This is a genomic window from Acidovorax sp. sif1233, assembly GCF_019218755.1.
Lineage (GTDB): Bacteria > Pseudomonadota > Gammaproteobacteria > Burkholderiales > Burkholderiaceae_C > Acidovorax.
On sequence record NZ_JAHUWZ010000003.1, the window covers coordinates 190,349 to 216,600 of the forward strand.

Below are 26,252 nucleotides of genomic sequence, written 5' to 3' on the forward strand. Positions count from 1 at the left end.
GCAACCTCCCCTGCGGCCGAACCGGGCTGCCGGTGAGTTCTGCATAAAAAAAGCTGCCAGCGCTTGTCACACAAGCGCTGGCAGCTTTTTTTTTCATAGCACCCGTTGATTCAAGGTCAAGGTGCGGTCCTGGCCTGCCGCCCGGCGCGCCAGGCACCAAAGATGGCGATCAGGCCGGGGATGAAGATCATGGCCCAGATGATCTTGTCCAGGTTCTCCTTGACCCAGGCAAAGTTGCCAAAGAAATACCCCGCCGAGCAGATGCCCAGGACCCACAGGAGCGCGCCCCCCACGTTGAACGCGGTGAACTTGGCGCGGCCCATCTCCGCCACACCCGCCACGAACGGCGCGAAGGTGCGGATGAAGGGCATGAAGCGAGCGATCACGATGGTGATGCCGCCATAGCGCTCGTAAAAGTCATGCGCCTGGTTGAACGCACGGCGGTTGAACCAGCGCGAGTTTTCCCACTGGAACACCTTGGGCCCGAAATAGCGGCCCAGCGAGTAGTTGCACTGGTCGCCCAGGATGGCCGCCGCCAGCAGCACCGCGCAGGCCAGCGGAAAGCTCATCATCCCCGCGCCGCACAGCGCGCCCACGATGAACAGCAGCGAATCGCCCGGCAGGAACGGCATCACCACCAGCCCTGTCTCGACGAACACGATGGCGAACAGCAGGGCGTACACCCACATGCCGTAGGCCTGTACGAAGGCCTCCAGGTACTTGTCCACGTGCAGGATGAAGTCGATGAGAAAAGTGACAAGTTCCATGGAAGGGCGGGTCCGGACGCCGGGCAGCAAAAAGGTGGGCGCATTATCCCCATCAGGCCCCGCCCCGGCCCGATACCCCTGCGCGGCCCCCGCCCTAAAATCCCACGGGTGAACGACACCACTCCCCTCCTCGCGGCGGCGCAGCCCGCCACCACCCCCATCGCCACGGCCCGGCGCCCCATCCGCGACCTGCCCGATGAGCTCATCAGCCAGATCGCCGCTGGCGAGGTGGTCGAGCGCCCCGCTTCCGTGGTGCGCGAACTGGTGGACAACGCGCTGGACGCGGGCGCCACGCAGATCACCGTGCGCCTGTCGGCTGGCGGCGTGCGCCTGATCACCGTGGAAGACGACGGCGGGGGCATTCCACACGCAGAATTGCCCGTGGCGCTGCGCCGCCATGCCACCAGCAAGATCACCAGCCTGAACGACCTGGAGACCGTGGCCACCATGGGCTTTCGGGGCGAGGCGCTGGCCGCCATTGCCTCGGTGTCGGAGATGGCCCTGCTCTCGCGCCCGGCGGCGCAACCCAATGCCTTCCTGCTGGACGCACGCAGCGGCGAGCTGCGCCCGGCCGCGCGCAGCACCGGCACCACGGTGGAGGTGAAGGAGCTGTTCTTCTCCACCCCCGCGCGCCGCAAGTTCCTGAAGACCGACGCCACCGAACTCGCGCACTGCATCGAATCGGTGCGGCGCCACGCGCTCGCGCGGCCGGATGTGGGCTTTGCCATCTGGCACGAAGGCAAGCTGGTGGAGCAGTGGCGCGCCACCTTCGTGCCCGGACAGGGGGATGCCCAGGACGCGCTGGCCCGCCGCCTGTCCGACGTGCTGGGCGAGGACTTCGTCACGCAATCCGTGGCCGTGCAGCACCGCGTGGGCCCCGTCACCGTCACCGGCCGCGCGGGCCTGCCCGACGCCGCCCGCTCGCGCCCCGACCACCAGTACTGCTACGTGAACGGCCGCTTCGTGCGCGACAAGGTACTCACCCATGCCGCCCGCAGCGCGTACGAAGACGTGCTGCACGGCCACAAGCAGCCCATCTATGCGCTGTATGTCGAGATCGACCCGGCCCGCGTGGACGTGAACGTGCACCCCACCAAGATCGAGGTGCGCTTTCGGGACAGCCGCGAGGTGCACCAGGCCGTGCGCCATGCCGTGGAAAACGCGCTGGCCGCACCGCGCGCCGCCGCGCTCGCGGCCGTCGCTGCGGCTGCTGCGGGGACAGCCGCGCCAGACGCGGGCGCCACGGCGCAGGGCCCCACCGAGGACTTCAGGCCCAATCAGCCTCCAGCCCTTCACTGGCAAGCGCAGTCAGCTATCAAATTTGAAGAGCGTGGCCACCACGTGGCGGACCTGCAGGCGCTGTGGGGCCCCAGGAGGGAGACCGGGCCCATGGGCCATGACGCGCCAGCCGCCGTGTTGCCCACCGCGGCGCCATCGCAGCCCCTGCCGGGCACGGCCGATGCCCCGCACGGCAACGGCCCTGCGGCCGCCCCCGCCGGCGGCGCGGTGCCCGGCGCCCCTTCCGTGCCGCCAGCGACCGCCCGCGGCCCCGCCGGCAGCGAGACCACCTGGCCCCTGGGCCGCGCGGTGGCCCAGCTGCATGGCGTGTACATCCTGGCCGAGAACGCCCAGGGCATGGTCATCGTGGACATGCACGCCGCCCACGAGCGCATCGTCTACGAGCGCCTCAAGGCCCAGGTGGATGGCGACGCCCGCATCGCCAGCCAGCCGCTGCTGATCCCGGCCACCTTCGCCGCCACGCCCGAGGAAGTGGCCACGGCCGAGGCATCCGCCGAGGTGCTGGCCATGCTGGGCATGGAAGTGGTGCCCTTCTCGCCCAAGACGCTGGCCGTGCGCGCCGTGCCCACCACCCTGGCCCAGGGCGACCCGGTGGAACTGGCCCGCAGCGTGCTGGCCGAACTGGCCGCGCACGACGCCACCACCGTGGTGCAGCGCGCACGCAACGAGATCCTGGGCACCATGGCCTGCCACGGTGCCGTGCGCGCCAACCGCAGGCTCACCATCGACGAGATGAACGCCCTGCTGCGGCAGATGGAAACCACGGACCGGTCGGACCAGTGCAACCACGGGCGGCCCACCTGGCGGCAGCTGAGCATGAAGGAACTGGACGCGCTGTTTCTGCGCGGGCGCTAGGTAAGCACATCGAGCAGCAGCCTTGGAGCTGCAGCCCCATCATGGGCCGCGACAAAGGTTTCTCCAATACCTCAATTCCTCACCATGTGCACGGCGGCGCGCTATGGCAAAGCACGCGCCGCGGCCGACACATCGCAGTGAGTCACGACCGGTGGGGTGGCCAGCGTCATCGGAGTGTGGGCCTGGGCTGGCTGCAGAGTCCACTCAAACGTGTAGTAATTGCTGCCCAAGTACTTGACTTGACTTGCGCGCGGCGGCGCCATGGATGTGGCGTGTGCCAGCGTCCAGCTGTCCGGCAGGCGCAAAGTTGTTTCGTCGGTACAACGCAGCGAAACACGGAGCACCGTAGGACCTTGCGCACTGATCTGCACCTTGATGCCCTGATCGTGGCGGGCGGGTAAAAATGTCATGTAGTCTGCCTTTTCGTCAGAAAAGACATTTCCTCCCTCGCGGCCATTGATGTGCAGTGGCAATGGCGCCAAGGCATACACCGAGGCACCGGGCAGCTTGGCCACAGGAGTCAGTCCCTCCGTTAGCGCCCAGGGGATGATGGGGTGGGTGGGTTCGATCAGGTATTGCAGGGCGGATGCGTATCCGGCGGAGTCGCGGCAACGCGCATCGAACTGGCGATTGGTCATATCGCGCGCCAGCATCCAGTACAGGCCGCGCAATTGGTTTTGGCAGATGCCTTCGGTCTGCAAATAGGTTTGCATAGCATGCAGATACCGGTAGCTGAAAGAGGGAATCAGGCGTTCCACGCCCTGTATGCGTGGAAAGAACGATGCGTTGGCTGACACGTCAATCCGGCCCTGTGCCTCGAACTGCCGGTACAGCCCCACCTGCCCACCCAGGGCCAGGGCACCGACCCCAGCGGCACACCACCGCCATGGCGAAGGAGAACAGTTCCATTGCTCGCTGGTGCGTGCCCAGCCATAGGCTGCAACCAGGGCCAGCCAGGGCTGGATCACATCCAGATGCCAGAAGGCTCCATGGGACAAGAGCGCGATCGCCATGACCCACCACAGCACCAGCGCGAATGCCACCCAGCGCATGGCGCGCGCGCGCATGGCGTGCACCAGCCCCAATGCCACGCCGACGAGCATGACCCCCAGCAGCGCGGCCGCAGCGGCCGTGACCGCCGGAATAGCGGGGCTGATGCCCGCGACCATGTGGTAGGGCATGGCCAGTGCGTCCCACCACTTGCCTGCATCGAGAATTCTGCCGGGCAACGCGGACCAGCCACCCGGGGTGGGTGGGGGCGGAGCGGCAACGACGCGTGGGATGTTCCAGGGCTGAGCCCAGGCCGCCCACAGGGCGCTGAGTGCCGCCACGATGGCAATGGAGGCCCAGGTGGCGCGGTGCCTGAGCACCGCCGGGTGAACCAGCGCATACAGACCCAGTGCAACACCCAGCGGTGCGGCCGAGGGATGTATCTGCAATAGCACAAACATTGCCAGCACCAACGCAAACCATCCCTGACGAGGCTGTTGCAGTGCCTGCACCCACAGTGTCAGCACCAAGCTGGAGAGACCCATCACCAGCGCGGGATTCCAGGCACTGTGGGTGTAGACGCTCCCGAAAATCGGCATGCACAACACCAAATAGGCCAGCGCGATGCGTTCTCCCAGGCTCCGGCTCAGTGTGTACCATGCGTACCCGATACAAGCCACATAAAACAGGCCAAAAGCGACGAAGATGCTGATTTCGCTATCAATGACCAGCAGGGGCAATCCCAGCAGATAGTAGAACCCCGGCGGAAAGTACAGACGCCCGTTGAACGGGGTACTGCTTTGGGGCCATTGACCCTGGTGCAACCACTGGCGCACCGTGTCCATGTCTCGAATCTGGTCCGGTCCGTGAAAGGTCAAGTCACAGTAGTAAAGTTGAAGGACACTCAAGGCGAGCAGGATCAGCACTGCAATCCAGTCGCCAGGCCGGATGGAGCGCAGTGGCAGGGTGGTAGGCGGTGCATTCATAGGCAAGATTTGTTCTCGGTTCAGGGCCGCAAGCTGTTGATTTATAAAGGCGGTACTTTAGCCGACAGAAGGGTTTGGGAGATGCCGGATACAAAGCATCAGCCCAGCAGCGCGTGTTTCGGCAACACTACAGCTACGGTAACCCAATCACGGAAAGCTCAGGATTCAGCCTTATGAGCTACGCACTACCGAGTCAAAACCACATGCACCAGCGATCCACCCAGCGCGACACGAATAATGCGGATGTACACGGAGCTTTTTCAAAAAAACCGTAAATAGCACAGAATTACCGCAAGCAAACCCAATCTTCCCTCACCTCCGATCAACATCTTCCATATTTTCAAAAAATTGAATCTGCAATAGCGCGCCCCGGCGTTGACAGTCGGGTAACGCATTTTCTGGGCATTCAAATACGGACCTTAAATCTTGCTGCACTCAGTCATTACATTCATCCGCAGACTGCTCGGAACACAGAGCATTCAAAACAAGCTCATGCAAATCGAATTCGATCTTCGTGAGAAAAGCAAAATTCCGACTACAACAGCGAAAAGTTCGCTCTGTGGTTCCATGACGGAGGTGCGAAAGACGGTAGCTGACAATTTTATTTCCGGCCATGGAATTGAAATAGGTGCTTTTGCCTCGCCACTTCCCGTCCCGCCAACAGCCCAGGTCACTTACGTCGACAAATACAACATCGACGATCTCGATGCCAACCACAAAGTGGCTGGCCTTTCAATGAGCGATTTTGGCGTTGATTTAAACGCCGTAGTTCGGCCCGACATCGTGGATGATGGCGAGTGTCTTTCGAAATTGGGAGATTATTCGCAAGATTTTGTTATTGCAAATCACGTTCTTGAGCATTTTGAAGATCCAGTCAAGGGCTTCAAGAACATGCTGAGAATCTTGAAACACAGTGGGATTCTGTATCTAAGCTTGCCGGAGATGCGCCACAGCTTTGACAGCATAAGAAACCAGACGCCCTTTGAGCACATTCATAGAGACTATGAAGAAGGGCCAAGCTGGTCGAGAGAACTCGCCTATGCAGAATTCGCGAAGATCTTTGCAGCCAACGGCATGGACAAAGGACTTTTCCCACGCCGATCAGGAGATTCGCTGGCTCAATTCGAAAGCGAGATTTCCAGAGAACTGAACACCTCCAACTACAGCATTCACTTTCATGCCTGGACAATGGATGGCATGATGGAGATGTTCTCAAAAATCAAAAATATTTATAATCTTGCATTCGAAATTCGACTGATCATCAAGAACAAGGAAGAGGTCATTTTCATTTTCGAGAAGACAGTACCCCATATCAATTAATTCGCAACCATGCAGAATTGAAAAAGCGCCTTACGGCGCTTTTTTGTGAGGACCACCGTCAGCCAGCACGGTCACAACCCATCAGTTGTCGCGCGCTGCCTTGGCGGTGTCCGGGAAGTCGCTGAACACGCCGTCCACACCCAGGTTGTAGAACAGCTTGTACTCGGCCTTGGGGTCGCCCTTGAAGTCCGAGGCCAGGCGCTTGGCCTCGCTGCGGAAGGTGTAGGGGTGCACCATCAGGCCCGCGGCGTGGGCATTCTTCACCACATCGGTGGGCGCCATCATCACGCGGTCGCGTTCGTCGATCTTGCCGTCGCCATTGAGGTCATCGGCCTTGCCGTCCTTGTTGGCGTCCACCTGCTTGGAGGGGATGAGGTACGGCTTCCAGGGGCCGATGCCGTCGGCATAGGTCTTGACCTCCTTGAGGCCCGCGGGGGTGAGCAGGCTGGCGAAGGTGCGCGCGTCGCCGGCCACCGCAAAGTCGTAGGGCTTGTCGTAGGGGGCGGTCAGGTCCATGCTGCCGTCGGGGTTCACGTCGTTCGCGTCCACCAGCTGCACCAGGCGGATCTGCGTCTTGGTGCGCAGGTACTTGAGGTTGGACACCTCGAACGACTGCACGATGACCGGCGAGCTCTTGGCGGTGTAGCCGTACTTGGCCAGCGTGGCGAGCAGGCGGTCTTCCAGCGGCAGGCCCAGCTTGGCATGGAAGGTGGGGTGCTTGGTCTCGGGGTACACGCCCACGGTGCGGCCGGCCTTGGCGCCTTCGTTCTTGGCGAGGTCCAGCACTTCTTCCAGGGTGGGGATCTGGTACTTGCCGTTGTGCGACTGGTCGCGGTCCGACAGGGGCTGGACGGCGCGCAGGGTCTTGATCTCGGCCAGGGTGAAATCCGACACGAACCAGCCCTCTTCCTCCACGCCGTCCACCATCTTCTTGGTCTTGCGGCCCGCGAACTCGGCGCGGGTGGACACATCGGTGGTGCCGGTGATGTTGGGTTCGTGGCGCGCCACGAGCACGCCGTCCTTGGTGGCCACCAGGTCGGGTTCGATGAAGTCGGCGCCCATGTCGATGGCCCGCTTGTAGCCCTCGAGCGTGTGGTCGGGCAGGTAACCGGCGGCCCCCCGGTGGCCGATCACGAGCGGCTTGTCGCCATTCAGCGTGGGATAGGGGTTGTCATCGTTGCCGCCGCAGGCCGCCAGCGTGGCCAGCAAGGCCAGCGCACCCAACTTCGCACCAGGAATGTGCATGCTCTTCTCCTCGTTGTGTTTAGAACCGCCGAACTGTGGCCGCCGCCTGTGACAAGGCGATGACTCCCGTTTTGCGCGCCGGTGACAGCCCACGCCAGCCCCCCGCCGCACCAACATATGGCAACTCACCCGCCACATTCCCCACCATTGTGCATAGGCATGCGCATAAACGTATAACTTTTGAACATAATTCGATGTTGCAGCGCGCCATTGCCTGCTTTTTGACGCAGAAAGCTTTTTGAACATGAAATACGAGTCCGCAGGCAGCTTCCTTTCCCACGTGGCCCACCGCAATCCGGGTCAGCCCGAATTCCTGCAGGCCGTCACTGAAGTCATGGAAAGCCTGTGGCCGTTCATCGCCCAGCACCCCCGCTATGCCGAGCATGGCCTGCTGGAGCGGCTCGTCGAGCCCGAGCGCATCGTGATGTTCCGCGTGTCGTGGGTGGACGACCATGGCACCGTGCAGGTCAACCGCGGCTACCGCATCCAGCACAGCATGGCGATCGGACCCTACAAGGGCGGCCTGCGCTTTCACCCCTCGGTGAACCTGTCGGTGCTCAAGTTCCTGGCGTTCGAGCAGACCTTCAAGAACGCGCTGACCACGCTGCCCATGGGCGGCGGCAAGGGCGGCTCCGACTTCGACCCCAAGGGCAAGAGCCCCGGTGAAGTCATGCGTTTTTGCCAGGCCTTCGTCTCCGAGCTGTTCCGCCACGTGGGTGCCGACACCGACGTGCCGGCGGGCGACATCGGCGTGGGCGGCCGCGAGGTGGGCTTCATGGCGGGCATGATGAAGAAGCTCAGCAACCGGGCGGACTGCGTGTTCACCGGCAAGGGCCTGTCGTTCGGCGGATCGCTGATCCGCCCCGAGGCCACGGGCTATGGCACCGTGTATTTCGCGCAGGAGATGCTCAAATCCCGGGGCCGCTCGCTCGACGGCATGCGCGTCTCGGTCTCGGGATCGGGCAACGTGGCGCAGTACGCGGTCGAAAAGGCCCTGCAGCTGGGCGCCAAGGTGGTCACCGTGTCGGATTCGAGCGGCACCATCGTGGACGAGGACGGTTTCACCCCGCAGAAGCTGGCCGAGCTGATGGAGGTGAAGAACCATCTGTATGGCCGCGTGAGCGACTACGCAGCTCGCACGGGCTCCCGCTTCGAGGCCGGTGTGCGCCCCTGGCACGTGCCCGTGGACGTGGCCCTGCCCTGCGCCACGCAGAACGAGCTGGACGCCCAGGACGCCGCCACCCTGATCAGGAACGGCGTGGTCTGCGTGGCGGAAGGCGCCAACATGCCTTCCACCATCGATGCCGCCAAGGCCTTCGAGGCGGCAGGCGTGCTCTACGCCCCCGGCAAGGCCAGCAACGCCGGCGGCGTGGCGACCTCGGGCCTGGAGATGAGCCAGAACGCCGCCCGCCTGTCGTGGCCCCGCGAAGAGGTCGATGCGCGGCTGCTGCAGATCATGCAGGGCATCCATGCCGCGTGCCTGCACTATGGCAAGCGCAGCGACGGCAGCGTGAGCTACGTGGACGGCGCCAATATCGCGGGCTTCGTCAAGGTGGCCGACGCGATGCTGGTGCAGGGCGTGGTCTGACCTTTCTTCGAGAAACGTTTCAGAAGCGGTGAAAAGAAGGGCAGTTGCCGGGCAGTTGGCGGGCTCTGCGGGAAGATGGGCACAAACCCTGCTTTCCGTGCGAGAACTTTCCGGCACGATGGCGACTCTCTCCTTTCCATGAAACGCACCCCCCTCCTGATCTCCCTGGCGCTGGCCATCGCCGTCTCGGCGGGCTGCGCCACCCTCGACGCCAAGCAGCGCGAGTGGATCTTCCAGCCCAGCGACCGCAGCTGGGGCGGCCCCCAGTCCACCGAGGACATGCAGGACGTGTGGATCGATTTCCAGTCCGAGGCCACCGGCCAGCCTGGCCGGCTGCACGGCCTGTGGCTGGCCCATGCGCGCGCGGACGCCCCCGTGATGCTGTACCTGCACGGGGCGCGCTGGAACGTGGCGGGCTCGTCCGGCCGCATGCGCCGCATGCAGGAATTGGGGTTCTCGGTGCTCGCCATCGACTACCGGGGGTTCGGCCAGAGCAGCGCCGCGCTGCCTTCCGAGGTCACGGCCGGTGAGGACGCCCGCGCCGCCTGGGACTGGCTCGCCCGCCAGGCGCCGGGCACGCCGCGCTACATCTTCGGGCACTCGCTGGGCGGGGCCATCGCCATCGACCTGGCCCGCCAGGTCCCCGACGAGCAGGGCACCATCGTCGAAGGCACGTTCACGAGCATCCCCGAGGTGGTCAGCACCTTCAAATGGGGGTGGCTGCCCGTGTCGGCCCTCATCACCCAGCGTTTCGAATCCGTGCGCAAGGTCTCCGAAATCGGCTCGCCCCTGCTCGTGGTGCATGGCAGCGAAGACAGCCTCATCCTGCCCAGCCTGGGCCGCAAGCTGTACGAGGCGGCGGCCGAGCCCAAGCGGTTTGTGCTCGTGGAGGGTGGATCGCACCACACCACCAACGCCGTGGGCCAGGGCCTCTACCGCGAGGCCATGATGGCCCTCTTCAAGCTGAAGTAAGCGCCAAGGTCGAAGCTCAGGCGCTGCAACCTCAGCGCCGCACCGCCTGCGCCAGTGCCGCCCAGGCCTTGAGCGTGAGCGGGTGGGTGAAAGCCGCGCCCGCCACCGGGTGCGACGAGAGCTTGACCACCACCATCTCGGCAGCCGGGTTCACATGGATGAACTGGCCGTGGATGCCCGCGGCCTCCCAGGCGCCATCGGCGTTGTGCAGCACCCACCACTGGTTGCGGTAGCTGTAGCCGGGGCGAAACGCCATGCCGCCCATCTTGAACTTCTCGCGGTCGCCGCCTTTGGCGGTATCGTCGATCACGGCCTTGTCAAAAATCTTCTGGCCGTTGTAGTTGCCGCCCAGGCGCAGCATTTCGCCAAACCGCGCCAGGTCGCGCGCCGTGGCATTGAGCCCTGCGCCCTGCAGCGGCGTGCCCACGCTGTCCACCATCACGTGGGCGTCTTCTTCCATGCCCAGTTTCTGCCAGATGTTCTCGCTCATCAGCTCGGCCCAGTGCTTGCCGGTGGCGCGCGAAACAATCCAGCCCAGCACCTCGGAATGCACGGTGCGGTACACAAAACCCGCGCCGTGTTCGCCTTCCTTCTTGAGCGTCTTCAGGAAGTCATACACAGTGGTCGGCCCCTGGTAGCCCGGCGGGCGTGGCAGCATGCCGCTGGACCAGCTGTAGCCAAAAATTTCGGTCGTGGGGTCGGTGTAGACCTCGCGGAAACGCACGGCACCCGTCATATCCATCACCTCGCGCACCTTCATGTCGCCCCAGGCCGAGTCGGCCAGCTCCGGCACATATTTGGTGACCAGCGCGCTGGGGTCGATCTTGCCCTCGTGCGCCAGTTGCGCGGCCATGAGGCCGGTGAACGACTTGGTGACCGAGAACAGCAGGTGCGGCGTGTACGGCTTCATCTGGTTGTCGTAGCGCTCGTACACCACGCGGCCCTTGTGCACCACCACCAGCGCATCGGTGTAGGTGCGGGTGAGCCACTGGTCCACCGTGATGGGCTGCCCCTTGTCGTCATCAAACACCACGCCGCCCAGGGGCTTGGGGTCTGCAGGCAGGGCCGATGCAGCCGCCCCACCCCGGCGGATGTTGTGCGTGGGCTGCAGCTCGCGCAGGTGCTGCAGCGCCCAGCGCATTTGGGGGTACTTGAAGGAATTGCTCAGGTCCACACGCTGCGCGCCCTCGGGCGGGAAGGTGGTCATGTAGCCCAGCTTGTCCAGCGTCACGCTCTCTGGCGCGGGCAGGGCCGGGGCCTGTGCCTGGGCGGCCAGGGCGGTGCCCAGGGCGGCCAGCGCCAGCGCACTGCGCAGCCGGGTGGTCATGGCGGGGCGCCAGCCCTGGGACCCTCGGCGGGTTGTGATCTTGTGCATGGGATGTCTCCTGGCTTGTTGTGTTGTGTGTTGTTGTGCGGCGGCCTGGGTCCGGCCAGCCGCACCACCATGGTGCTGCGCCACCGGCCCCGCGCCCTGTCACCCGCGCGACGCGCGTCACACACCAACTCTCACCATCTCTCACAAGCCCCGCCCGGCAAGGCGCCCGTGCCCCATCTGGTACCCTCAGACAGATATGTCTGCCCCCTCCGCCACCGCCGTGCCCACAGCTGCTTCCGCCTCCATCCAGCCCGGCCTGGCCATCCTGGTGCTCGCGCTGCTGCTCTCCATCCAGCCCGTCACCACCGACCTGTACCTGCCCGCCCTGCCCGCCCTCACGCGCAGCCTGGGCGCACCCATGGCGGCCGCGCAGCTCACGCTCAGCGGCCTGCTGCTGGCGTTTGGCTGCTCGCAGATGGTATGGGGGCCGCTGTCGGACCGCTTCGGACGCAGGCCCATCCTGCTGGCGGGGCTCGGCATCTACACCCTGGCTTCGCTGGGCAGCGCATTTGCACCCACCATGGCGCTGCTCATTGTGTGGCGCATCGCCCAGGGCGCCGCGATGGGCGCGGTGGTGATGTGCGCGCGGGCCATCGTGCGCGACCTGTACACGCCGCTCGACGGCGCGCGCGCCATGTCCAAGGCGCTCACGGGGCTGGGCATCGTGGCCTGCATCTGCGCGCCCATGGGCGGGCTGCTCAGCGAATGGCTGGGCTGGCGCGCGGCGCTGCTGGCGCTCACGGTGTATGCCGTCGTCACGCTGGCCCTGGTGGCGCTGCGCATGCCCGAGACCCTGGCGCGGCGCAACCCGCAGGCACTGCAGCCGCGCGTGCTGCTGGGCACCTGGATGCAGGTGCTGCGCCACCCCACCTTCTGGGCGTTCTCGCTGCAGACCACGGCCACCTACGGCGGCCTGTTCACCTTCCTGGCAGCCTCTTCGTTCGTCTACATCGACGTGCTGGGCCTCACCCGCACGCAGTACGGCTGGACCATGGCGTCTGCCTGCCTGGCCTACTTTGGCGGCACCTTCCTGTGCCGCAGCCTGCTGGCCCGCTTCGGCCTGCAGCGCACGGTGGCCATCGCGGGGGCACTGAGCATCAGCGGCGGCACGCTGATGGCGCTGGTGGCGCACCTGGGCTGGCACCAGCCCTGGGCGCTGACCTTGCCCTTCTATCTCTTCATGCTGGGCCACGGCATCCACCAGCCCTGCGGGCAAAGCGGCGCTGTCGGCCCGTTTCCGCAGGCGGCGGGCGTGGCGTCGGCGCTCAATGGTTTCATGATGATGCTGGCCGCCTTTGCCATCGGCGGCTGGCTGGGCGCGCGCCTGGACGGCACCGTGTGGCCCCTGGTCAACGGCATCTGGTTCTGGTCGGCCGCGCTGGCGCTCATCTCGTGGACGCTGGTGCAGAAGTTCGGAGCCCGCGCGTGACCCTGCCCGAGCCCCTGCTGCCCGCCATCGCCCTGGCAGGTCCCACGGCTTCCGGCAAGACGGCGGGCGCGCTCGCGCTGGCCGCCGTGCTGGGCAGCCAGGGCGTGCCGGTGGAGATCATCAGCGTCGATTCCGCCCTCGTCTACCGGGGCATGGACATCGGCACCGCCAAGCCCGCCCCCGAGGAACGCGCCGCCGCGCCGCACCACCTCATCGATATCCGCGACCCGCTGCAGGCCTACAGCGCGGCCGAGTTCGTGCAGGACGCGGCGCGGCTCATCGGCGAGATCCGCGCGCGCGGCGCGCTGCCCCTGCTGGTGGGCGGCACCATGCTGTACTTCAAGGCGCTGTTCGACGGCATCGACGACATGCCCGCCGCCGACCCCGCCGTGCGCGCGCGGATCGAAGCACGGGCCACCGAACTGGGCTGGCCCGCGCTGCATGCGGAACTGGCGGCGGTAGACCCCGTGACCGCCGCCCGCCTGGCGCCTGCCGACAGCCAGCGCATCCAGCGCGCGCTGGAGGTGTGGCATGTCTCCGGCCAGCCCCTGTCGAGCTTTCACACTACAAAAAAGAGAGCTGCAGGCGCAGATCCAGCAAGCGCTACAGCCCTCTTTTCTTTGGAACCGGAGGACCGCGCCTGGCTCCACGCCCGGATTGCCCAGCGCTTTGACGCCATGCTCGCTGGAGGTTTCCTCGACGAAGTGCGGGCCCTGCGCGCGCGCGGCGACCTGCATCCGGACCTGCCCTCCATGCGCTGCGTGGGCTACCGCCAGGCGTGGGAAGAGCTGGACTTCCAGGCCACCCGCGCACCCGGCACGCCCCTGAACCTGGCCCACCTGCGCGAGCGCGGCATTGCCGCCACGCGCCAGCTCGCCAAGCGCCAGATCACCTGGCTGCGCGGCATGCCGGGGCGCCACACCATTGCGTGCGACCAGCCCGACGCCACGGCCCGGCTCGTGCAGGCCGTGCTGCGGCGGCTCGCGCAGCGCGAGCAGGCCACGCCATGACGCTGCTGCGCGCCGAACAGCTGGGCAAGCGCTACGGCGACACGCCGGTCTTCGCCCAGGTGCAGTTCACCGTGGCGCCCGGCGAATTCGTGGCCATCGTGGGCGACTCGGGCGTGGGCAAGTCCACCCTGCTCAACTGCCTGGCCGGGCTGGACAGCTGGGACACCGGCCGCATCACCCACGGCACCACCGACCTGGGCGAGCTCGACGACACGGGGCGCGCCCTGTGGCGCCGCGCCCACGTGGGCTTTGTCTTCCAGGCCTTCCACGTGCTGCCGCACCTGGACGTGGCGCAGAACGTGGCCCTGCCGCTGATGCTGCTGGGCCGCAACGACCCGGCGCGTGTTCAGCAGATGCTGGACGCCGTCGACATGGGCGCACTGGGCGCGCGCCTGCCGCAACAACTGAGCGGCGGGCAGCTGCAGCGCGTGGCCATCGCCCGCGCGCTGGTCCATCGCCCCGCCCTGCTGCTGGCCGACGAACCCACCGGCAACCTCGACCCCACCACCGCCGCCCGCGTGATGGACCTGCTGCTCGCGCAGACGCGCGGGCACGGCGCGTCGCTGGTACTGGTCACGCATTCGGATGCCGCTGCCGCCCGCGCCGACCGGGTGCTGCGGCTGCGCAGCGACGGCATCAGCGCGAGCGGCTGACCCGCAACACCCGCATCACGGTTCGAGGCGGGGCGCGCGGAAGCGCCCGTTCTGGTGCAGCACCACGGCACGCACCTCGCCGCTGGAATAACGCTCGAACTCCAGTTCCGCCCGCACCGCGTCGTACGCAAACCGGTCCTGCTGGCCGGGAAGCGGGTACACCGTGTAGCGCGGTTGGGAGCCCAGGCGCACCTGCAGGCGGCCACCCGTGGCCTGCACATCCAGCACATTGCCGCCGCGGAGGCGGTAGCGGCCCAGGTACGGGGCCAGCACCTCGTCCGACTGTGGCGGCGCTAGGCCAACCAGCGGTTCCTCTGCACGCAGGGCCGTCAAGCGCGCGCCAAAACGCGTGTAGCGCAGCACCGCGGGCCGCCCTTCCTTGTCGCGCTCGAAGCGCAGCTGCCGGCCCGATGCGGGCTGCGTGAAGGCGTCGGGCCCCAGCACCTGCAGCGGCTCGAACACACCGCCAGTGGGCCGCAGCTGCAACTGGCCATCCACCAGGGCCAGGCTCAGGGCCACCGTAGGCGACGCGCGGTAGACCCCTTCGTACGGCGCCAACGCAGCCGCGTCGGTGGCGGGCTGGCCGGGCGGCACGGGGTAGCGCAGCGCCAGCAGCGGCGTCATCACATCCTGCTGCGCGGCCCGTGCGTTGGCCACCAGGGCGATCACCGCCTCGCCCCGGTCGGGTGCCAGCAGCCATACGCTGCGAAAGCCCCCCGTGCCGCCGCCATGCAGCCAGGTGCGCAGCCCGTCGCGCTCGCGCAGCATGATGGCGTAGCCGATCTGGCCGCCGTCGTGGTCCGCTAGCGGCGTGAGCAGGCGCTCGGCCGCCGGGCCCAGGGGCCCCCGCGCGCCGGCCAGCAGCGCGCGGCTGAACACCAGCATGTCGGCCGCCGTCGAGCGCAGGGCCCCCGCACCGGCAAAGGCATCGAACTCCCACACCGACACCGGCGTCTCGCCTTCATGTGGCGCAGCCAGGCGCGGCGCCTTGCCGCCCAGCGACTGCACCGTGTCCTGCATGCCCAGCGGGCCGGTGATGCGCTCGTGCACGAGCGTGGCCCAGGGCAGGCCATAGCGCTGCGCCAGCACCTCGCCCAGCACCGCAAAGCCAAGGTTGCTGTACACGCCCGCGCACGGCGGCGACTGCGCCAGGCGTGCATCGGCCAAGGCCTGCCACAGGCGGGGGCGGTCGTAGCGCAGATAGGGGTTGGCGGCGTCCGAATCGCGGCGGAAGTCCGCCGGCAGGCGTGGCAGGCAGGAGGTGTGCGTGACCAGCTGGCGCAGGGTGATGGCGGCCACCGGGACGGGCAAGGCCGACGCCAGTGCGGGCGTGCCATTGAGCAGCCCGCCCAGCGTGTCGTCCAGCGCCATGTCGCCGCGCTCCACCGCCTGCGCCAGCAGCAGGCCGGTGAACACCTTGCTGATCGAGCCCACCTCGAACAGCGCCTGGGCAGGTGCCTCTGCCACACGGTTGCGGGCCGTGCCGAAACGGGCCTGGCCACCGTGCCATACCCCCACTTCGGCGGCGCCGCGCAACGGGCCCAGCGCGGCAGCGGCCATGGTGTCCGCGGGTCCCGACCAGTCGAAGCCTGGCGGCGGGGCTGGCGTCGGCGGCGGGGCGGCATGTCCCGCCAGCGCCATCCACAACACTCCCGAGGCGAGGATGTGCCGCGCCAGGCGGGACGCCGGGAGAAGGGTTCCATCACAGCATGCCATTCCATCGCCTCCCTGAACGGCACCACGGGGCGGGTGCCATGGCGGCATGGTCGCATGCGCTGGCTGTGGGCCAGCTTAAGGGCGCGGTGTTCCCGAATCCTTTTCACTGCGTTCGGGCAAGGCCAGGCCGCACAATCCCGCCATGCTCGCACTGCTTCGCACCTTCTCCTGGCAGGATCTGCGCCACCATCCCTGGCGCAGCGCCGCGGCCGTGACTGCGGTGATGCTGGGCGTGGCGCTGGCCTTTGCGGTGCATGTGATCAATGCGTCCGCGCTGGACGAGTTCTCGCAGGCGGTGCGGGCGGTCAACGGCCAGCCCGACCTGGAGCTGCGCGCCATGCAGGGCAGCCTGCCCGAGGCGTTGTACGGACAGCTCGCCACCCATCCTCAGGTGGCGCGGGCCAGTCCGCTGCTGGAGCTGGCGGCGGTGGCACGGGCCGCCGTGCGGCAGGATGCCGAAGCGCCGCCAGCGCCCCCGCCGCCCGGCACGCCGCTGCGGGTGCTGGGCGCCGATGCGCTGCTGGTGCCCACGATGGCGCCGGCGCTGATGCCCCGGCCGTGGCCGGGCGCCGATCGCCTCGCGGTCTTCGCCCCCGCCACGGTGTTCCTCAACGCCGCCGCGCTCCAGGCGCTGGGGCTGCCAGCAATCCCCACCGGCCCTGCGCCGCGGCTGTTGCTGCAGGCCGGCCTGCGGCAGTGGACGGTGCACGTGGCTGGTACGGTGGCGGCCGGCGGCGCCCCCTTGGCGGTGATGGACATCGGCGCCGCGCAGGACCTGTTTGGCCGCACGGGGCAGTTGAGCCGCATCGACATCCAGCTGCAGCCCGGCACGGACCGCAGCGCCTGGGAGCAGGCCGTGCGCGCCCTGCCGGGCTGGCCCGCCGATGTGGTGTTCGCCCAGCCAGGCGACGCGGCCCAGCGCATCGGCAACCTCTCGCGCGCCTACCGGGTGAACCTCACCGTGCTGGCGCTGGTGGCGCTGTTCACGGGGGCGTTCCTGGTGTTCTCGGTGCTGGCGCTCAGCGTGGCGCAGCGCGCGCCGCAGTTCGCGCTGCTGGCCGTGCTGGGCGCAACGCCGCGCCAGCGCCTGTGGCTGGTCCTGGCCGAGTCGGCCACGCTGGGGCTGGTGGGCAGCGCCGCCGGCATCGCACTGGGCTCGGCCCTGGCCGCCGCCGCGCTGCGGCTGCTGGGCGGCGACCTGGGCGGCGGCTACTTCGCGGGCGTGCAGCCCGCGCTGCAATGGAGCGCCTCGGCGGCCCTGGCCTATGGTGCCCTGGGCGTGGTGGCCGCGCTAGTGGGTGGCTGGTGGCCCGCGCGTGCCGCGCAGGCGCTGCCACCCGCGCAGACGCTCAAGGGCCTGGGCACGGCATCCCGGCAATCCGCCAATGGCGCGATGGGACTCATCTTGACCGCAACGGGTGCGCTGCTGGCCATGGCGCCACCTGTTTTTGGCATACCGCTGGCGGCCTATGCGGCCATCGGCCTGCTGCTCGTCGGCGGCATTGCACTGCTGCCCTGGGGCATGGCCTGGCTGCTGCGCCGCCTGCAGCCGCTGGCCGCACGCCATGCCCTGCCACTGCTGGCGGTGGAGCGCACGCGGCGCATGCGCGGCACGGCGGCCATCGCCGTGGGGGGCGTGGTGGCCAGCCTGAGCCTGGCGGTCGCGCTGACGGTGATGGTGTCGAGCTTTCGCGGCTCGGTCACGCAGTGGCTGGACGCGGTGCTGCCCTCGCCCCTGTATGTGCGCCCGGCCATCAACGCCCCGGGCAGCGACGCCGCGCTGCTGCCCGCCGGCTTTGCGGAGGCGGTCGCCCAGCTGCCCGGGCTGGAGCGCGTTCAACCCCTGCGGGCCAGTCCGCTGCAGCTCGATGCCGCCCGTCCCGCGCTCACGGTCATCAGCCGCCCGCTGGGCAATGATCCCGCGCGCCAGCTGCCCCTGGTGGGCGATGCGCTGCCCGTGCCCGCGGGGTACACCGGGGTGTACGTGAGCGAGGCGGTGGTGGACCTGTATGGCATGCGCCCGGGCATGGAATGGCCAGCCCTCTCCAGGGCTTTCAGCCCTCCCGCCCTTGGTGATAAAGCGCAGGAAGCTATCTTTTATATAGCAGGCATCTGGCGCGACTATGCCCGGCAATCGGGCGCAGTGGTGATGGACCGTGCGGTCTGGCTGCGCCTGACCGGTGATGCCCGCACCAGCGATCTGGCCCTGTGGCCCGGTGAAGGGGCCGATCTGCAGGCCCTGCAGGAGTCCATCCAGGCCATGGCCGCGGCGCATGCCGGCGAACCCCGGAGGGCGGGTGCGGCGGACGCCGCGCCCCTGGCTGACTTGCAGCCGGCGGCGCTGGTGGAGTTCGTCTCCTCCGGCACGATCCACGCGCGCTCGCTGCGCATCTTCGACCGCAGCTTCGCGGTCACCTACTGGCTGCAGGCGGTGGCGATCGGCATCGGGCTCTTTGGCGTGGCCGCCAGCTTCAGCGCCCAGATCCTGGCGCGCCGCAAGGAGTTCGGCCTGCTCGCGCACCTGGGCCTCACGCGCCGCCAGATCCTGGCCGTGGTGGCCGGCGAAGGCGCCGCCTGGACGGGTGTGGGCGCGATGGCGGGCCTGCTGCTGGGCCTGGCCGTGTCGGTGGTCCTGGTGCACGTGGTCAACCCGCAGAGCTTTCACTGGACCATGGACCTGGCGGTTCCGGTGGGACGGCTGGGCGCCCTGTGCATGGCCGTGGCCGCATCCGGCACCCTCACGGCGTGGCTCGCTGGACGCGCCGCGGCGGGAAGGGATGCCGTTCTGGCGGTAAAGGAAGACTGGTAGCCGCCGTCAGCGGCCATAGACGACTGTTAAATATTGTTTGCAATCATTGCAAATATTGATGATCATCCACCATCAAACAAGCGCCTCGGGATTCGCCAGCCCCGGTCCAGTGCCGGATCGCAGCCAGTCCCGCCAACATCAGATGCGCCGAGCTCTTGGTTCAAGGGTGCAGACGCAGAGGGAGATCCGTGAAATCGATAGTCCGCCAACTGGCCGCCGTGGCCATGCTTTGCTGTGGCCTGGCCGCACCCGCCTGGGCACAACTCGTCATTCCCTCCGGAGGTTCGTTCGACGTGCCGGGTGGCTCCATGGACATGGGGTGCCTCTCCGTGGAGGTGGAGGGCTCGCTGAACATCATCGCGGGCCAGTTCTCGACCACCAGCAACCTCAATGTGGCAGGCACCGGCACCTTCAACGGAGGCTCCGGCGTGCTCGCGGTAGGCGGTGACCTGAGCAGCACCGGCACCTTCAACGCCGGAAATGGCACGGTGGCCCTCACGGACGGCTGCACCGGCAACACCAGCCAGCTGTCAGGCACCATGGTCTTCCAGAACCTGACCCTGTCCAGCGCCACAGGCCGCACCTTTGTCATCCCCGCAGGCACCAACATCACCGTGCTCGGCACCCTGACGCTGCAGGGCGCACCAGGGCAGAACATCCAGCTGGTCTCCTCGGGCGGCGGCACGGCAGTCATCAACCTGGCCCCCGGCGCCACGGTGAACCAGAGCTTCGCCTCCGTGGCAGGCAACGTGCAGATCGGCGGCGCAGCGGTTGCCACCAGCATCCCCACACTGAGCGAGTACGGCCTGATGCTGCTGGCACTGTTGATGGGCATGGCGGCCTTCTGGCGGCACCGCCGCAGCCGCACAGCGCAGTACATTTGATTGACTGAGGCCAGGAACACCACACAATGAAATACCGCTTCCACTCCCTGCCTCTGATCGTTGCCCTGGGCGCCGTCTACGCCGTGCACAGCCCCACGGCCCTGGCCGCCGACATCTCCGCCACCGTCCCCAGCGGCGGCGGGTTCGTGATCAAGAACTCCACGGGCACCCAGGAACGCTTCCGCGTGCAGGACAGCGGCGAAGTGCGGGCCCCTGGCCTGCTCGGCGCAACACCCAACAACAATCTCACCTGCTTTGACGGGCCCACCGGCCGCCTGGGCCCCTGTGCAGGGGGCATCGGTACCGGGGCGACTGGCGCCACCGGCCCCACGGGACCCACCGGAGCGATCGGAGTGACAGGGCCCACGGGGGTCACGGGTGCTGCCGGTGCGACCGGTGTGACGGGAGCAGCAGGACCCACGGGATCCACCGGCGTGACGGGGGCCACCGGCCCGACAGGCGCCACAGGTGCCACCGGCACCACGGGACCGACAGGCGCCACCGGAGCCACGGGTGCCACGGGCGCTGACAGCGTCGTTGCCGGACCTCAGGGGCCGCAAGGCATCCAGGGGGTTCAAGGCGTGGCGGGTCCCACCGGGGCGATCGGCGCAACGGGTGCAACCGGAGCCACGGGCGCGACGGGAGCGTCGGGTGCTGGAACAGTGACGCTCACCACCACCACCGCCCTCGGGAGCTGGCTGCTGGTGAATCACACTCCCCCCGACGATCCAGCGGACGTCCAGTTGACCGCCACTTGCGCGGCGGGCAAGACCGTGGTCAGCGGCGGCTGCCGCATCACCGCGGGGCGCGGTGGCAGCTATTTCGAAGGGGGATACCCTTCCGCACCCAATCAATGGACCTGCCAGTACTCGGTTTTCAATGACCTCTCCGCGGAAGCATCGGCTATCTGCCAGTAGGACGCGCCGAGTCCCTTGAACCCAGCGAGTGCAAAAGGCACAGCTTCTTGGTGAGCAGCCCCCGCATCTGCCTGAACATGATCGTGAAGAACGAGGCCCCGGTCATCGCCCGGTGCCTCGGCTCGGTCAAGCCCTGGGTGGACCACTGGGTCATTGTGGACACGGGCTCCACCGACGGCACGCAGGACCTCATCCGCGCGTTCATGCAGGACGTGCCTGGCACGCTGCACGAACGGCCCTGGAAGAACTTCGCGCACAACCGCAACGAGGCGCTCGAGCTGGCGCGCCCCCATGGGGCCTATCTGCTGTTCATCGATGCCGATGAGCAGCTGCGTGTACCGCCGCAGTTCACCTGGCCCGAACTCACGGCCGATGGATACACCCTGACCTGCCACATGGACGGCTGGGAATATCAGCGCAACAGCCTGGTGGCCACCCGCATCGGCTGGCGCTGGGAGGGTGTGCTGCACGAGTACCTGACCGCCGCGCAGCACGGCCCCTGGCAGACGCTGCAGGGACCGGTCATCCATGTGTCTCACGATGGCGCCCGCGCGCGCGACCCCGAGACCTATCTGCGTGACATGGCGCTGCTGGAACAGGCCGTGCGGGACGACCCCACGAACACGCGCAATGTGTTCTATCTGGCCCAGAGCTGCCGCGATGCCGGGAAGATCGAGCCCAGCCTGCTGTGGTACCAGCGCCGGGTCGACATGGGGGGATGGGACGAAGAGCGCTGGTATGCCCTGTTCCAGATCGCCGTGCTGCGTGAGCGCAACCAGGCCCCACCCGCCACCGTGCGCGATGCTTATCTGGCGGCCTACGCGGCCCGCCCGCAGAGGGCTGAGCCCCTTTGCGAACTGGCCCGCTATCACCGCGAACGGGCCGAACATGCACTGGCCACCGTATTTGCCCTGCAGGCGTCACAGATTCCGCAACCTGCGGACATTCTTTTTGTGGATACACAGGTGTACACATGGCGTGCACTGGATGAGCTGGCCGTCAGCGCCTTCTACACCCCCCACCGAGACCTGGGTCGTGCTGCGCTGCAGCGGCTGCTGGCCGAGCGCCGATACCCGGCGGACCAAGCCCAACGCATCGAAGCAAATCAGGTTTTCTACGGTCTGTGACCATCTCTGCGGCCCAGGCTGGAGGCGCTGCGACAATGCTCGCATGCAGACTCTCTCCCCTCCTTCCCGCTGGCTCCATGAAGCCATCGCCCGCATCGAAGCCGACTACCAGCGCAGCGCCGACACGCACCTGATCCCGCTGCGGCTGCCCGCGTTTGCCGCGCATGGCATTGACCTGTACCTCAAGGACGAATCCACCCACCCCACGGGCAGCCTGAAGCACCGGCTGGCGCGGTCGCTTTTCTTGTATGCACTGTGCAACGGCTGGGTGCATGAAGGCTCGACCATCGTCGAGTCGTCCAGCGGCTCCACTGCGGTGAGCGAAGCCTACTTTGCGCGGCTGCTGGGGCTGCCGTTTGTGGCGGTGATGCCGCGCAGCACCTCGCCCGAGAAGGTCGCGCAGATCGAGTTCCATGGCGGGCGTTGCCATTTTGTGGACAGCGCGGGAGCGGTGTATGAGGCGGCCCATGCGATTGCCGAGGAGACGGGCGGCCACTACATGGACCAGTTCACCTATGCCGAGCGCGCGACAGACTGGCGCGGCAACAACAACATTGCCGAGAGCATGTTCACGCAGATGGCGCGCGAGCCGCACTCGGTACCGCGCTGGATTGTGGTGGGTGCGGGCACGGGCGGCACCAGCGCCACCATTGGCCGCTATGTGCGCTACCAGCGCCATGCCACGCAGGTGTGCGTGGCCGACCCGGCGGGTTCGGTGTTCAGTGCCTACCACCGCACGGGCGATGCGCAGCTGACGGCGCCAGGATCCCGCATTGAAGGCATTGGGCGCCCACGGGTGGAGCCGAGCTTCATCCGCACGCTGGTGGACCGCATGGTCGATGTGACGGACTGCGAATCCATTGCCGCCATGCGCGCACTGTCGCAGCTACTGGGGCGGCGCGTGGGGCCCTCCACCGGCACCAACTTTGTGGCCATGCTCACACTGGCCAGCGAGATGCGCGGGCGGGGCGAGCGCGGCTCCATCCTGTCGCTGCTGTGTGATGCGGGCGAGCGGTATTTACCCACGTATTTCGACACCGAGTGGGTGGACCGCACGTTCGGCGATTGCTCGGCAGCGCAGCAGAAGGTAGATGGCCTGATCGGCTGATGCCAGCCACGCACTGCACCATGCCCTCCACCGCCCTGTCCCTGGGCCCTGCCGGGCCATCCACCGGCCCCGCTGCCACCCGCCGCCAGTGGCTGGCCAGGCAGCTGCCGCTGGGCATGGCGCTGGCGGGAGGGGCGGCGGGCTGGCTGCCCGGTCCGGCATCCGCCCTGCCGGCACGCACGCTGGCCTTTCCGCGTGACCATGGCAGCCACCCGGAGCTGCGCACCGAGTGGTGGTACATCACGGGGCATGTGCAGGCGCGGGGCCAGCCCTGGGGATTTCAGCTCACGTTCTTTCGGTCACGCGTGGACGCCACGCAGCCACTGCAGTCCGCGTTTGCCGCCAAGCAGCTGCTGTTCGCGCATGCCGCTGTCACGGACGTGCAGGGCCAGCGTCTGGTGCACGACCAGCGCATCGCACGCACGGGTTTTGGCGTGGCGCAGGCCAGCGAGGCCGATACCCGCATCCGGCTGCAGGACTGGACGCTGGAGCGCAGCGACATGGCGCACGGCAAGCCCCACCTGGCGCTCAGCCGCTACACGGCGCGGATCGCAGGCAGTGAATTCGGCCTGGAGCTGCAGTTCGACAGCACCCAGCCCGTGCTGCTGCAGGGCCAGCAAGGCCTGTCGCGCAAGGGGCCTGGCGCGGCGCAGGCCAGCTACTACTACAGCCAGCCGCAGCTGGCGGTCAGCGGCCACCTGACGGTGGGGGGCCGCCGCATGGATGTCACACCCGGCACCGGCCGCGCCTGGATGGACCACGAATGGAGCGAGGCCCTGCTGCACCCCGAAGCCCAGGGCTGGGACTGGATCGGGATGAACCTGCACGATGGCAGCGCGCTCACCGCGTTCCGCCTGCGGCGTGCCGATGGCTCGGCGCTGTGGGCGGGGGGATCGCTGCGCGCGCCAGGGCAGCCCGTGCAGGCATTCGACGCGCGGTCCGTGGTGTTCACGCCGCAGCGGTGGTGGAGCAGCCCGCGCAGCGGCGCGCGCTATCCGGTGCAATGGCGGGTGCAAACACCCGCTGGCGCATTTGAAGTGCGCACCGTGCTGGACAACCAGGAGCTGGACAGCAGCGGATCGACGGGCGCGATCTACTGGGAAGGCTTGTCCGAGCTGGTGGACCACGCAGGCCTGCCCGTGGGCCGGGGCTACCTGGAGATGACCGGATATGCAAAACCGCTGCGCCTGTGACGGCGGCAGCGGCTGGGGATGGGAGGGCCGCCACAGGCGGCCGTATCGCCTCAGTGCTTGGCGGAGTTGCCCGAGCGGCGCTGCGCCAGCCACGCGATGATCTCGCCCATGATGCCGCGGCGGAAGGCGAGCACGCAAACGACGAAGATCAGCCCTGTGACCATGGTGACGGATTCGCCCAGGGTCTTGAACCACTCCACGCTGGTCAGCGCAGCGAGCAGGTTGCCGAATTCGCCGATCTTGTTCTCCAGCAACACCACCACGGCCGAGCCGATCAGCGGGCCCGACAGGGTGCCCAGCCCCCCCACGAGCGTCATCAGGATGACCTGGCCCGAAGCTGTCCAGTGCACGTCGGACAGCGTGGCGAAACCCAGCACCAGCGTCTTGAGCGAACCGGCAAGGCCTGCCAGCGCCGCCGACAGCACGAAGGCCAGCAGCTTGAAGCGGTGCGTGTCGTAGCCCAGCGAGATGGCGCGAGGCTCGTTCTCCTTGATGCCCTTGAGCACCTGGCCGAACGGCGAATGGATGGTGCGCACGATGACGAGGAACGCCAGCACCACGATCACCAGCGCCACGTAGTACATGACCAGGTCGCTCTGCAGGCTGATGATGCCAAACAGCTTGCCGCGCGGCACGCCCTGCAGCCCGTCCTCGCCCCCGGTGAACGGCGCCTGCAGGCAGGCGAAGAACAGCATCTGCGCCAGTGCCAGCGTGATCATCGAGAAGTAGATGCCCTGGCGGCGGATGGCCAGCCAGCCGAACAGCAGGCCCAGCAGCGCACCACCGGCCGTGCCCAGCAGCAGGCCGATCTCGGGCGTGAGGCCCCAGACCTTGATGGCGTGGCCGGCCACGTAGGCGGCGCCCCCCAGGAAGGCGGCATGGCCGAATGAAAGCAGGCCGGTGTAGCCCAGCAGCAGGTTGAACGCGGAAGCGAACAGCGCGAAGCACATCAGCTTCATCACGAAGACGGGATACGCGCCAAGGAAGGGCGCGGCGATCAGGGCCAGCAGCAGCAGGCCGTAGCCGATGGAGGCAAGGTTCTTGGTATTCATGCGGACGGCCCCTTATTTTTCTTTGCCGAACAGGCCGGCGGGGCGGATGAGGAGAACGATGACCATGATGACGAACACCACGGTGGAAGACGCTTCGGGGTAGAACACCTTGGTGAAGCCCTCGATGACACCCAGGCCCAGCCCGGTGAGGATGGAGCCCATGATGGAGCCCATGCCGCCAATCACCACCACGGCGAAGACCACGATGATGAGGTTCTGCCCCATCAACGGCGTGACCTGATAGACCGGCGCCGCCAGCACGCCGGCAAACGCGGCCAGCGCGGCACCGAAGGCATAGGTCAGCGTCACCATCACCGGCACGTTGATGCCGAAGGCCTCCACCAGGCGCGGGTTCTCGGTGCCGGCGCGCAGGTACGCGCCGAGCTTGGTCTTCTCGATCACGTACCAGGTGGCCAGACACACGACCACCGAGGCCACCACCACCCAGGCGCGGTAGTTGGGCATGATCATGAAACCCAGGTTGGTCGCGCCCTCCAGCAGCTCGGGCGTGTCATACCCCAGTCCGGAGACGCCATAGATCGAGCGGAACACCCCCTCGATCAGCAGCGTGAGGCCCAGCGTGAGCAGCAGGCCGTACAGGTGATCGAGCTTGTAGATCCAGCGCAGCAGCAGGCGCTCGATCAGCACCCCGAACAACCCCACCGCCAGCGGCGCCAGCACCAGCATCCACCAGTAGTTGATGCCGAAGTAATTCATCGCCATCCAGGTCATCAGGGCTCCCGTCATGAACAGCGCCCCGTGGGCGAAGTTGATGACGTTGAGCAGGCCGAAGATCACGGCCAGCCCCAGGCTGAGAATGGCATAGAACGAGCCGTTGACCAGCCCCAGGAGGAGCTGGCTCAACAGGCCCGGCAATGAGACACCAAAGATTTCCATGGGAGGCAGCTGCAGGTGGGGGTGAACGGTTCAGGTCGGGAGGAAAGGAGGTGTCAGGCA

Annotated in this window: 20 protein-coding genes; 13 read left to right on the forward strand and 7 right to left on the reverse strand. The window is 67.3% G+C overall.

The genetic code is table 11. The features are described from left to right. Window positions 1–116: 116 nt before the first annotated feature. Complete coding sequence (locus tag KW843_RS12565; RefSeq protein ID WP_218295484.1) at window positions 117–767, reverse strand: DedA family protein; 651 nt, start codon at window positions 765–767, stop codon at window positions 117–119. 108 nt (window positions 768–875) lie between these two features. Here KW843_RS12565 and mutL point away from each other — a divergent pair, with 108 nt between their 5' ends. Beyond that, a complete protein-coding gene (gene mutL / locus KW843_RS12570) occupies window positions 876–2,921 on the forward strand; it encodes a DNA mismatch repair endonuclease MutL (RefSeq protein WP_218295485.1) in 2,046 nt (681 codons plus the stop codon). 101 nt (window positions 2,922–3,022) lie between these two features. Here mutL and KW843_RS12575 read toward each other — a convergent pair whose 3' ends face one another. After that, a complete protein-coding gene (locus tag KW843_RS12575) occupies window positions 3,023–4,897 on the reverse strand; it encodes a glycosyltransferase family 39 protein (RefSeq protein ID WP_218295486.1) in 1,875 nt (624 codons plus the stop codon). A gap of 492 nt (window positions 4,898–5,389) precedes the next feature. On the opposite strand from KW843_RS12575, the gene KW843_RS12580 reads away from it, so the two are divergent. After that, window positions 5,390–6,217: a methyltransferase domain-containing protein gene (locus tag KW843_RS12580; protein WP_218295487.1), complete on the forward strand. Its 828-nt coding sequence runs from the start codon at window positions 5,390–5,392 to the stop codon at window positions 6,215–6,217. Between the two features lie 81 nt (window positions 6,218–6,298). On the opposite strand, the gene KW843_RS12585 is transcribed toward KW843_RS12580, so the two are convergent. Next, the gene (locus KW843_RS12585; protein WP_218295488.1) at window positions 6,299–7,462 is read right to left on the reverse strand and encodes a glycerophosphodiester phosphodiesterase; all 1,164 of its coding nucleotides are present in this window, start codon (window positions 7,460–7,462) and stop codon (window positions 6,299–6,301) included. Between the two features lie 244 nt (window positions 7,463–7,706). On the opposite strand from KW843_RS12585, the gene gdhA reads away from it, so the two are divergent. Together gdhA and KW843_RS12595 are read left to right on the forward strand one after the other, a co-directional pair. Then, the gene (gene gdhA, locus KW843_RS12590) at window positions 7,707–9,050 is read left to right on the forward strand and encodes an NADP-specific glutamate dehydrogenase (RefSeq protein ID WP_218295489.1); all 1,344 of its coding nucleotides are present in this window, start codon (window positions 7,707–7,709) and stop codon (window positions 9,048–9,050) included. 138 nt (window positions 9,051–9,188) lie between these two features. Beyond that, a complete protein-coding gene (locus tag KW843_RS12595; protein ID WP_218295490.1) occupies window positions 9,189–10,022 on the forward strand; it encodes an alpha/beta hydrolase in 834 nt (277 codons plus the stop codon). Between the two features lie 31 nt (window positions 10,023–10,053). Here KW843_RS12595 and KW843_RS12600 read toward each other — a convergent pair whose 3' ends face one another. Next, window positions 10,054–11,349 (reverse strand): serine hydrolase, encoded by a 1,296-nt coding sequence (locus KW843_RS12600; protein ID WP_218295811.1) that lies wholly within the window; start codon window positions 11,347–11,349, stop codon window positions 10,054–10,056. Between the two features lie 244 nt (window positions 11,350–11,593). On the opposite strand from KW843_RS12600, the gene KW843_RS12605 reads away from it, so the two are divergent. From KW843_RS12605 to KW843_RS12615, 3 genes are read left to right on the forward strand one after another with little or no spacing between them, the layout of a single operon-like run. Further along, a complete protein-coding gene (locus KW843_RS12605) occupies window positions 11,594–12,826 on the forward strand; it encodes a multidrug effflux MFS transporter (RefSeq protein WP_218295491.1) in 1,233 nt (410 codons plus the stop codon). Between the two features lie 2 nt (window positions 12,827–12,828). After that, window positions 12,829–13,836 carry a tRNA (adenosine(37)-N6)-dimethylallyltransferase MiaA gene (miaA, locus tag KW843_RS12610; protein WP_218295812.1) on the forward strand — a complete coding sequence of 336 codons (1,008 nt, stop codon included), beginning with the start codon at window positions 12,829–12,831 and terminating at the stop codon, window positions 13,834–13,836. Then, window positions 13,833–14,489 carry an ABC transporter ATP-binding protein gene (locus tag KW843_RS12615; protein ID WP_218295492.1) on the forward strand — a complete coding sequence of 219 codons (657 nt, stop codon included), beginning with the start codon at window positions 13,833–13,835 and terminating at the stop codon, window positions 14,487–14,489. The genes miaA and KW843_RS12615 overlap by 4 nt, the downstream gene beginning before the upstream one ends. Before the next feature lie 15 nt (window positions 14,490–14,504). Here KW843_RS12615 and KW843_RS12620 read toward each other — a convergent pair whose 3' ends face one another. Next, window positions 14,505–16,049 (reverse strand): serine hydrolase, encoded by a 1,545-nt coding sequence (locus tag KW843_RS12620; RefSeq protein ID WP_218295493.1) that lies wholly within the window; start codon window positions 16,047–16,049, stop codon window positions 14,505–14,507. A 298-nt stretch (window positions 16,050–16,347) separates the two neighbouring features. Here KW843_RS12620 and KW843_RS12625 point away from each other — a divergent pair, with 298 nt between their 5' ends. From KW843_RS12625 to KW843_RS12650, 6 genes are all read left to right on the forward strand, one after another. Then, window positions 16,348–19,014, forward strand: coding sequence for an ABC transporter permease (locus KW843_RS12625; protein ID WP_218295494.1), 2,667 nt, complete (start codon window positions 16,348–16,350; stop codon window positions 19,012–19,014). Window positions 19,015–19,202: 188 nt separating this feature from the next. Next, window positions 19,203–19,898, forward strand: a complete 696-nt coding sequence (locus tag KW843_RS12630; RefSeq protein WP_370627799.1) for an IPTL-CTERM sorting domain-containing protein — start codon at window positions 19,203–19,205, stop codon at window positions 19,896–19,898. A 26-nt stretch (window positions 19,899–19,924) separates the two neighbouring features. Continuing rightward, a complete protein-coding gene (locus tag KW843_RS26930; RefSeq protein ID WP_218295495.1) occupies window positions 19,925–20,815 on the forward strand; it encodes a collagen-like protein in 891 nt (296 codons plus the stop codon). 77 nt (window positions 20,816–20,892) lie between these two features. Beyond that, entirely contained in the window at window positions 20,893–21,942 is a 1,050-nt protein-coding gene (locus KW843_RS12640; protein WP_218295814.1) for a glycosyltransferase, read from the forward strand. Between the two features lie 43 nt (window positions 21,943–21,985). Beyond that, on the forward strand, window positions 21,986–23,050 hold the full coding sequence (locus KW843_RS12645) for a PLP-dependent cysteine synthase family protein (protein WP_218295496.1): 1,065 nt from the start codon (window positions 21,986–21,988) through the stop codon (window positions 23,048–23,050). 20 nt (window positions 23,051–23,070) lie between these two features. Continuing rightward, entirely contained in the window at window positions 23,071–24,243 is a 1,173-nt protein-coding gene (locus tag KW843_RS12650) for a lipocalin-like domain-containing protein (protein ID WP_370628494.1), read from the forward strand. 50 nt (window positions 24,244–24,293) lie between these two features. On the opposite strand, the gene KW843_RS12655 is transcribed toward KW843_RS12650, so the two are convergent. After that, on the reverse strand, window positions 24,294–25,295 hold the full coding sequence (locus tag KW843_RS12655) for a branched-chain amino acid ABC transporter permease (RefSeq protein ID WP_218295498.1): 1,002 nt from the start codon (window positions 25,293–25,295) through the stop codon (window positions 24,294–24,296). Window positions 25,296–25,307: 12 nt separating this feature from the next. Then, window positions 25,308–26,192, reverse strand: coding sequence for a branched-chain amino acid ABC transporter permease (locus tag KW843_RS12660; protein ID WP_218295499.1), 885 nt, complete (start codon window positions 26,190–26,192; stop codon window positions 25,308–25,310). Between the last annotated feature and the right edge of the window lie 60 nt (window positions 26,193–26,252).

Excerpts from the sequence above, each read along its gene's own strand:
- KW843_RS12565 (WP_218295484.1), bottom strand. The coding sequence starts at position 767 with ATGGAACTTGTCACTTTTCTCATCGACTTCATCCTGCACGTGGACAAG.
- KW843_RS12575 (WP_218295486.1), bottom strand. The coding sequence starts at position 4,897 with ATGAATGCACCGCCTACCACCCTGCCACTGCGCTCCATCCGGCCTGGC.
- KW843_RS12580 (WP_218295487.1), top strand. The coding sequence starts at position 5,390 with ATGCAAATCGAATTCGATCTTCGTGAGAAAAGCAAAATTCCGACTACA.
- KW843_RS12585 (WP_218295488.1), bottom strand. The coding sequence starts at position 7,462 with ATGCACATTCCTGGTGCGAAGTTGGGTGCGCTGGCCTTGCTGGCCACG.
- gdhA (WP_218295489.1), top strand. The coding sequence starts at position 7,707 with ATGAAATACGAGTCCGCAGGCAGCTTCCTTTCCCACGTGGCCCACCGC.
- KW843_RS12595 (WP_218295490.1), top strand. The coding sequence starts at position 9,189 with ATGAAACGCACCCCCCTCCTGATCTCCCTGGCGCTGGCCATCGCCGTC.
- KW843_RS12600 (WP_218295811.1), bottom strand. The coding sequence starts at position 11,349 with ATGACCACCCGGCTGCGCAGTGCGCTGGCGCTGGCCGCCCTGGGCACC.
- KW843_RS12605 (WP_218295491.1), top strand. The coding sequence starts at position 11,594 with ATGTCTGCCCCCTCCGCCACCGCCGTGCCCACAGCTGCTTCCGCCTCC.
- KW843_RS12615 (WP_218295492.1), top strand. The coding sequence starts at position 13,833 with ATGACGCTGCTGCGCGCCGAACAGCTGGGCAAGCGCTACGGCGACACG.
- KW843_RS12620 (WP_218295493.1), bottom strand. The coding sequence starts at position 16,049 with ATGGCCGCTGCCGCGCTGGGCCCGTTGCGCGGCGCCGCCGAAGTGGGG.
- KW843_RS12625 (WP_218295494.1), top strand. The coding sequence starts at position 16,348 with ATGCTCGCACTGCTTCGCACCTTCTCCTGGCAGGATCTGCGCCACCAT.
- KW843_RS26930 (WP_218295495.1), top strand. The coding sequence starts at position 19,925 with ATGAAATACCGCTTCCACTCCCTGCCTCTGATCGTTGCCCTGGGCGCC.
- KW843_RS12640 (WP_218295814.1), top strand. The coding sequence starts at position 20,893 with ATGATCGTGAAGAACGAGGCCCCGGTCATCGCCCGGTGCCTCGGCTCG.
- KW843_RS12645 (WP_218295496.1), top strand. The coding sequence starts at position 21,986 with ATGCAGACTCTCTCCCCTCCTTCCCGCTGGCTCCATGAAGCCATCGCC.
- KW843_RS12650 (WP_370628494.1), top strand. The coding sequence starts at position 23,071 with ATGCCCTCCACCGCCCTGTCCCTGGGCCCTGCCGGGCCATCCACCGGC.
- KW843_RS12655 (WP_218295498.1), bottom strand. The coding sequence starts at position 25,295 with ATGAATACCAAGAACCTTGCCTCCATCGGCTACGGCCTGCTGCTGCTG.
- KW843_RS12660 (WP_218295499.1), bottom strand. The coding sequence starts at position 26,192 with ATGGAAATCTTTGGTGTCTCATTGCCGGGCCTGTTGAGCCAGCTCCTC.